At 70.3% G+C, this 7297-nt stretch carries 11 protein-coding genes; 5 read left to right on the forward strand and 6 right to left on the reverse strand.

What is annotated here, in order from left to right; all coding sequences use genetic code 11:
* Positions 1-111 precede the first annotated feature (111 nt).
* Positions 112-1515, reverse strand: a complete 1404-nt coding sequence (locus ACZ516_RS31765) for an APC family permease (protein ID WP_469013033.1) — start codon at positions 1513-1515, stop codon at positions 112-114.
* Positions 1516-1591: 76 nt separating this feature from the next.
* On the opposite strand from ACZ516_RS31765, the gene ACZ516_RS31770 reads away from it, so the two are divergent.
* Complete coding sequence (locus ACZ516_RS31770; protein ID WP_469013035.1) at positions 1592-2584, forward strand: 4-hydroxy-3-methylbut-2-enyl diphosphate reductase; 993 nt, start codon at positions 1592-1594, stop codon at positions 2582-2584.
* 51 nt (positions 2585-2635) lie between these two features.
* Positions 2636-3379 (forward strand): polyphosphate--glucose phosphotransferase, encoded by a 744-nt coding sequence (gene ppgK, locus ACZ516_RS31775; RefSeq protein ID WP_358590511.1) that lies wholly within the window; start codon positions 2636-2638, stop codon positions 3377-3379.
* Between the two features lie 35 nt (positions 3380-3414).
* Here the strand turns inward: ppgK and ACZ516_RS31780 are convergent, their stop codons facing one another.
* On the reverse strand, positions 3415-4044 hold the full coding sequence (locus ACZ516_RS31780) for a DUF6542 domain-containing protein (protein ID WP_358911965.1): 630 nt from the start codon (positions 4042-4044) through the stop codon (positions 3415-3417).
* A 256-nt stretch (positions 4045-4300) separates the two neighbouring features.
* Here ACZ516_RS31780 and ychF point away from each other — a divergent pair, with 256 nt between their 5' ends.
* Positions 4301-5389, forward strand: coding sequence for a redox-regulated ATPase YchF (gene ychF / locus ACZ516_RS31785; RefSeq protein ID WP_358590547.1), 1089 nt, complete (start codon positions 4301-4303; stop codon positions 5387-5389).
* A gap of 134 nt (positions 5390-5523) precedes the next feature.
* Here the strand turns inward: ychF and ACZ516_RS31790 are convergent, their stop codons facing one another.
* Positions 5524-5787 (reverse strand): type II toxin-antitoxin system RelE family toxin, encoded by a 264-nt coding sequence (locus tag ACZ516_RS31790; protein ID WP_099889685.1) that lies wholly within the window; start codon positions 5785-5787, stop codon positions 5524-5526.
* Positions 5780-6049, reverse strand: coding sequence for a type II toxin-antitoxin system Phd/YefM family antitoxin (locus tag ACZ516_RS31795; protein ID WP_019434848.1), 270 nt, complete (start codon positions 6047-6049; stop codon positions 5780-5782). The genes ACZ516_RS31790 and ACZ516_RS31795 overlap by 8 nt, the downstream gene beginning before the upstream one ends.
* Before the next feature lie 111 nt (positions 6050-6160).
* Between ACZ516_RS31795 and ACZ516_RS31800 the strand changes: the two genes are divergently transcribed.
* Together ACZ516_RS31800 and ACZ516_RS31805 are read left to right on the forward strand one after the other, a co-directional pair.
* On the forward strand, positions 6161-6304 hold the full coding sequence (locus tag ACZ516_RS31800) for a hypothetical protein (RefSeq protein WP_469013038.1): 144 nt from the start codon (positions 6161-6163) through the stop codon (positions 6302-6304).
* Entirely contained in the window at positions 6301-6717 is a 417-nt protein-coding gene (locus ACZ516_RS31805) for a PIN domain nuclease (RefSeq protein WP_358590554.1), read from the forward strand. Before ACZ516_RS31800 ends, ACZ516_RS31805 begins: the two co-directional genes overlap by 4 nt.
* 202 nt (positions 6718-6919) lie before the next feature.
* Here the strand turns inward: ACZ516_RS31805 and ACZ516_RS31810 are convergent, their stop codons facing one another.
* Positions 6920-7102, reverse strand: coding sequence for an acyl-CoA carboxylase epsilon subunit (locus tag ACZ516_RS31810; protein WP_358590557.1), 183 nt, complete (start codon positions 7100-7102; stop codon positions 6920-6922).
* 54 nt (positions 7103-7156) lie between these two features.
* On the reverse strand, positions 7157-7297 hold a 141-nt coding region (locus ACZ516_RS31815), incomplete at its 5' end, for a carboxyl transferase domain-containing protein (RefSeq protein WP_358590560.1).

The following is a 7297-nucleotide window of genomic DNA, read 5'->3' on the forward strand; positions in this document are numbered from 1 at the left end:
AGCGCCCCTACGGCACGGACGCGACCCGGGGCAACCGGGCGTCCCTACGGCACGGGCACGACCCCGGGTAAACGGGTGGGTGGGTGGAGACACCCGCCGCGAAGCGGCGGCTCAAAGCACCCCCCAACGGCCCCGCTGTGCGAAAAGCACGACAAGCCCCACCCCCAACCACACCGCCCCCACCACCTGCGCCGCCCCGGACGCCTCCCAGATGACCGCCACCACGATCACCGCCCCCAGCACGGGCACCAGCAGATGCCGCCACCAGCTGAACCCGTCCTCCCGGTGCCGCACCGCGAACCACCCGACGACACTCGCGTGCAGCAGCAGGAACGCCGTCAGCGCCCCGATGTCCACCACCGACACCAGGTGATCCATCCCGTCGTCCCGCCGAGCCGCCCACACCGCGGCGACCAGCGTCACCACGGCCGCGCACAGCAGCGCGACCCGGGGAGTGCCGGAGTCCGTCCGGGACAGGGCCTTCGGCAGCCGCCGCTCCCGCGCCATCGCGAAGAGCAGCCGCCCCGCCGCCGCCTGCCCGGCCAGCGCCGCGAACGCCGCGCCGATCGCCTTGCTGACGGCCACCAGATCGTGCAGCCACGTCCCGGCCGCCGAGTTCACGGCGTCGTAGAAGGCCGTCCCCTGCTTGCCGGGCTCGGCGGCCAGCTCGGCGGAGGACAGCGGCTCCAGGAGCGCCACCAGGTACGTCTGGGCGACGAACAGCACGCCCGCGAGCGCCAGGCAGAACAGCACCGCCCGCGCGACCTTGGCGGAGCCGCCGGTGACCTCCTCCGCGAAGGAGGCGATCGCGTCGAAGCCGAGATACGACAGGACGGCGATGGACACCGCCCCCACCACCGCCGACAGCGCGAACGCCCCCTGCGAGCCGTCCCCGGTCAGCGGCGACAGCCAGTCCCGCCGTGCCCCGTCCTGCACGAGGACCACCACGGCGGCCACGACGAAGACCAGCAGCACCACGACTTCCATGGCGAGCACCGCGAAGCCGACCCGTGCCGCCGTCCGCACGCCCCACAGGTTCAGCGCGGTCGTGACGAGCACCGCGATCGCCGTCCACACCCACCGGGACACCGAGGGGACCAGCGAGTTCATCGCGATCCCGGAGAAGAGGTAGGCGACCGCGGGGATCAGCAGGTAGTCCAGCATCGCCATCCAGCCGGCGATGAACCCGGGGCCCTTGCCGAGCGCCACGCGCGCGTACGCGAAGACGGACCCCGCCTGGGGGACGACCCGCACCATCTGGGCGTAGCTGAAAGCGGTGAACGCCATCGCGACCGTGGCGATCAGGTAGACGAGGGCGACGGCGCCGTGCGACTTCGCGTCGAGCGTGCCGAAGACTCCGACCGGCGCCATGGGGGCGATGAAGAGCAGCCCGTAGACGACGAGATCCCGGAAGCCGAGGCTGCGCCGCAGCCCCGTACCCTCGGCGGGCCCGGGGGCTTTGGCGGGGTCGGCGCCCGCGGAGTGGGCTCCCGTACTGGCGGACTGTCGGGACATCGTGCCTCCGTAGCTCGACGCAGGGCTCCAGTCTCTCCAACGCGGCGATCTTTGACGCGCTGGACGCGGCCTTACGATGGGGGGCATGACTGCAACGCCTGGCTCCCGCCGTGTCCTGCTCGCCGCTCCCCGTGGCTACTGCGCGGGCGTGGACCGTGCCGTGATCGCCGTCGAGAAGGCCCTGGAGCAGTACGGGGCCCCGATCTACGTCCGCCACGAGATCGTCCACAACAAGTACGTGGTGCAGACCCTGGAGAAGAAGGGCGCGATCTTCGTCGACCAGACGGCGGAGGTGCCCGAGGGCTCCATCGTCATGTTCTCCGCGCACGGCGTCGCCCCGACCGTCCACGCGGAGGCCGCCGAGCGCAAGCTCGCGACGATCGACGCGACGTGCCCGCTGGTCACCAAGGTGCACAAGGAAGCGGTCCGGTTCGCCAAGGAGGACTACGACATCCTCCTGATCGGGCACGAGGGCCACGAGGAGGTCATCGGCACCTCCGGCGAGGCGCCCGACCACATCACGCTGGTCGACGGCCCCGAGGACGTGGCGAACGTCGAGGTCCGCGACCCCGACAAGGTCGTCTGGCTCTCCCAGACCACGCTCTCCGTCGACGAGACGATGGAGACGGTCGACGCCCTCAAGGGCAAGTTCCCGAACCTGCTGTCGCCGCCCAGCGACGACATCTGCTACGCCACGCAGAACCGCCAGACCGCGGTCAAGAAGCTCGCCGAGGACGCCGAGCTGGTCATCGTCGTCGGCTCCAAGAACTCCTCGAACTCCATCCGCATGGTCGAGGTCGCCCTGGACGCGGGCGCCGCCGCCTCCTACCTCGTCGACAACGCCGGCGAGATCGACGAGGCCTGGCTGGAGGGCGTCACCACGGTCGGTCTGACGTCGGGCGCGTCCGTGCCGGACGTCCTGGTGGACGGCGTCATCGAATGGCTCGCCGAGCGGGGCTACGCCGACGTGGAGACGGTGAAGACGGCCGAGGAGTCCATCACCTTCTCGCTGCCCAAGGAGCTCCGCAGGGACCTGCGCGCCGAGGCGGCGGAGCTGTCGCGGGGCTGATCGTGCCGGCCGAGCTGTCACGGCGCCGACCCTCGCCGTAACGTGGGGGCCATGCAGATCTTCGGTGTGGACATCGGCGGATCAGGGATCAAGGGCGCGCCCGTGGACCTGGAGCGCGGAGACCTGGCGCAAGAGCGGCACAAGGTGCTGACCCCGCATCCGGCGACGCCGGACGCGGTGGTGAAGGGCGTGTGCGAGGTGGTGGAGCACTTCGGCTGGACGGGGCCCGTCGGTGCCACGTTCCCCGGCGTGATCACCGACGGCACGGCGCGCACGGCCGCGAACGTCGACAAGAGCTGGATCGGCAAGGACATCAGCAAGCTGGTCTCCGACCGGCTCGGCGGGGCCCCCGTGACCGTCCTGAACGACGCGGACGCGGCGGGCGTCGCGGAGATGCACTTCGGCGCGGGCAAGGGGCGCACGGGCACGGTCCTGATGCTCACCCTCGGCACGGGCATCGGCAGCGCCCTGTTCACAGGCGGCCGGCTGGTGCCCAACACCGAGCTGGGCCATCTCGAACTGCACGGCCACGACGCGGAGAAGAAGGCCTCCTCCAAGGCGCGCGAGGACGAGGACCTGAGCTGGGAGCACTGGGCGCGGCGCGTCCAGAAGTACCTCGCGCACGTGGAGATGCTGTTCTCGCCGGAGCTGTTCATCATCGGCGGCGGTGTCAGCCGCAAGGCGCACAAGTTCCTGCCGCTGATCGAGGGCATCGAGGCGGAGATCGTCCCCGCCCAGCTCCAGAACAACGCGGGCATCGTCGGAGCGGCGATGGCGGCGGCCGGCGAGGCGTAGCCGCGGGCCGACGTCCGGGAAGGCGTCCCGGGAGGTCAGGCGGCGGGCACGCCCTTGCCGTCGGGCCGCCGGGGCGCCGGACGGGGAGTCCTGCGCCGCTCGGTCATCAGCCGCGCCTTGCGCACGGTCACGATGACCCCGGTGACGAGGGTGCCCCCGTACAGCCAGCCGGCGTGCAGGGCCAGCGACGTCACGAGCCCCATGAACTGGCCGCCGAACCCCCCGCTGCCGCCGGAGATCGGCAGGACGCCCGCGGCGAAGGCGATCGGCACCACCACCGGCGCGGTGACCAGGTCGGCCGGGCGCACCCAGAACGCGGTGAGCGCGGCCACGGGCAGGAACAGCACGCCGTACGCGACGAGGGAACCGCCGAAGAGCAGCCGCAGCAGGCAGGCGAACAGGAACATCACGGTCGCGCAGAACAGCCCGCTGCCGAGCCCGGTCAGCCGCGGGTTCGGCAGCTGCCGCAGCCTGCGGTACAGCGGGGCGCGGCGCAGCGCCTCGACGAACGGCGGGACGGGACGGCGCGACCGGGCCGCGGCCCGGTACACCGTGCCGGGCCGCGCGGCCCTGCCCTGCGGGGGCAGGGGCGCGGTCCGTCGGGACCGGGCCGCCGGGGCGGCCTTCGGGTCGGGCTGAGGGGGACGCGTCCTGTGTTGCTCCACTGGACCAACCTAGGTCGGCTCCCGCGCGGAATCAGGCGCGGGACACGCCCTTTGAGTGACCTTGGCCATGCGTTCGACGGGGAGCGGCCGGGACAGGACGGGCAGAGGACCGGGCGGGGGCCGGGCGGGCGGCCGTCCGGAGGGGCAGCCGGCGGCACGCCGTAGACTGGTGGATCGGCCCCCGTACGAAGCGCACGCACCAGGCGCGGGTACGAAGGGCCGCCCCACCCAGCCCTGACGTACGGGAAGTCGCAACGTGTCGCTCACGATCGGAATCGTCGGTCTGCCCAATGTCGGCAAGTCGACCCTGTTCAACGCCCTGACCAAGAACGACGTGCTGGCGGCCAACTACCCGTTCGCCACGATCGAGCCGAACGTGGGCGTCGTCGGCGTCCCCGACCCCCGCCTGACGAAGCTGGCCGAGATCTTCTCCTCGCAGAAGGTCCTCCCCGCGACGGTCGACTTCGTCGACATCGCCGGTATCGTGCGCGGCGCGAGCGAGGGTGAGGGCCTCGGCAACAAGTTCCTCGCGAACATCCGCGAGTCGGACGCGATCTGCCAGGTCATCCGCGCCTTCAAGGACGAGAACGTCGTGCACGTCGACGGCAAGGTCTCGCCCAAGGACGACATCGAGACGATCAACACCGAGCTGATCCTCGCCGACCTCCAGACCATCGAGAAGGTCCTGCCGCGCCTCCAGAAGGAATCGCGCATCAAGAAGGACGTCGCGCCGAAGGTCAAGGCGGTGGAGGAGGCCAAGGAGATCCTGGAGCGCGGCGACACGCTCTTCTCCCAGGGCGTCGTCCAGGGCTCGGAGCGCTCGGAGCTCCTCCACGACCTCCACCTCCTCACCACCAAGCCCTTCCTCTACGTCTTCAACGTCGACGAGGACGAGCTGACGGACGACGACTTCAAGGCCGAGCAGCGCGCGCTGGTCGCCCCCGCGGAGGCGATCTTCCTCAACGCCAAGCTGGAGGCGGACCTCGCCGAACTGGACGACGACGAGGCCCTCGAACTCCTCCAGTCGGTGGGCCAGGAGGAGCCGGGCCTCGCCACCTTGGCCCACGTCGGCTTCCGCACGCTGGGCCTCCAGACGTACCTGACGGCCGGCCCCAAGGAATCCCGCGCCTGGACGATCAAGCGCGGCGCGACGGCCCCCGAGGCGGCCGGCGTCATCCACACGGACTTCCAGAAGGGCTTCATCAAGGCCGAGGTCATCTCCTTCGCCGACCTGGTCGAAACAGGCTCGGTAGCCGAGGCCCGCGCGGCGGGCAAGGCCCGCATGGAGGGCAAGGAGTATGTGATGCAGGACGGGGATGTGGTGGAGTTCCGCTTCAACGTCTGAGCGGATGAATTAACACCACGTCGCTGACGTGGCAAACATGCAGGTCAGAAGGGGTCGGACTCTGTCGAGTCCGATCCCTTCGCCGTCACCGTGCTGGATGGGTGCTGGATATTCTGACGCGGGGTCAGCGGCGATCAGGTCTCGTAAACGGTGGACCGGTGTCCGACATGGACGACCCACACCACGAGCTCTCCGTTGTCGATCGTGTAGACGACCCGGTAGTCGCCGACTCGCAGCCGGCGGCGTTCCGGCTGCGACACGAGCGCGGTGGTGTTGAACCCGAGGGGATCGCTCTCCAGCTCGGTCAGCTTGGCCAGGATGCGCAGCGCCATGTCGCGAGGGATCTTCCGAAGCTCGGCCTGCGCCTCGGGGCGGAAGACGGTTCGGTACTCACTCACCGCGTGCCAGCGTCTCCCTCATGATGTCCTCGATCGGGATGCCGGGCGCGGGGTTCGCCATGCGCTCGTCGATGATCCGGTTGATCTCGCGTTCTTCCCACTCCTGGTACTTGCGCAACACCTCGATGGAGACGACGGCGGCGACCTCCTTGCCCCGGCGCGTGATGACCGTGGGTACGTCGTCGCGGTCCGCGCGCTCCACGACTTCCGCCAGGTGGGCGCGCACGTCGCGGATGGACTCTATGGGCAGCGGCTGCGTCATGCGCTCAAGCGTACCGAGTGTTCCATGTGTACACAATTTGTCCGGCCGTGTGGTGCTGGATGTGCTGGATGGACCAAGGCCGCCGCGGTGCGGGCGGCCGTGGAGGAGGGGGTGCGGCTGAGGCTGCGCCGGGAGCTGTTCGATGCCATCGACGAGGGTGAGTTCGAGGACGCGTTCGCGGAGATCCGGTCGCAGACGGGGCCGCGGAATCCGGACGGCTCGTTGAAGCGCGAAGGCGGGGCTTCGGCGGCGTGAAGGGGCGCTACCTCATCGACAAGTCCGCGCTGGCCCGCCGAGGCAAGCCGGCGGTGCGGGCGCGGCTGGATGCGCTGGACCGTGATGGGCTCCTGGCGGTCTGCGCCCCGACCGAGTACGAGGTGCTGTACTCGGCGCGCGGAAAGCCCGAGGCGCTGCGCCTGCGTACGCTGCTCCGTGGTTTCGACTACATGCCCTGCAATGACGAGGAGTTCGAGCGGGCGCTCGCGATCCAGGCTCTGGCGCTGAACGCCGGCTTTCACCGGACGCTGTCGCTGGCCGACGTCCTCATCGCGGCAACCGCCGAACGGCACCGGGCCACGCTCCTGCACTACGACGGCGACTTCGACATGATCGCCTCGGTGAGCGGGCTGCGAGCCGAGTGGGTCGCGGAGCCCGGCACCGCCGACTGAGCCGGGAACGGCAACGCCGTGCTTGCCTCGGCCGAAGACCAAGCGGCGCTGCACCCCTTCACTGACTTCTCAGCTGCTTCGGGGAGGCGCGAACTTGTCCAGGTCGCGTCTTCCTGTGCCATGACCAGCATCCGGTGCCGCCGCAAAAGGGAAGGGATCGGCTCCTGGGGGAGCCGATCCCTTTTTGTTGCTTGTGGGGGAGTCAGGTCTGCCAGCTGTGGGGGGGCCGGTAGTTGTCTCGGCGCCAGGCTGTGGTGGGGGGTGTGGGGGTGAAGGGGGTGGTGGGGCGGGGGGTGGTGAGGGAGAGGAGCAGGACGGTCAGGGCTGCCAGTTCGGCGTCCGTGACCTCGCCTTTTTCTATGCGGATGTCGGCTGCTGCGGGCATGGGACCTCCGGTCGTGGGCGTCACCGCGTGCCTGTCCGGGTCAGCGCGGGTGCGTCATTGCGGGGGGTTGCCGTGTTTGCGGGCCGGGCGGTCGGCGTGTTTGTTGGCGAGCATCGCGAGGGAGTTGATGAGGACCTCGCGGGTCTCGGCGGGGTCGATGACGTCGTCGACCAGGCCGCGTTCGGCGGCGTAGTA

Source organism: Streptomyces sp. NPDC034037, from assembly GCF_055575715.1.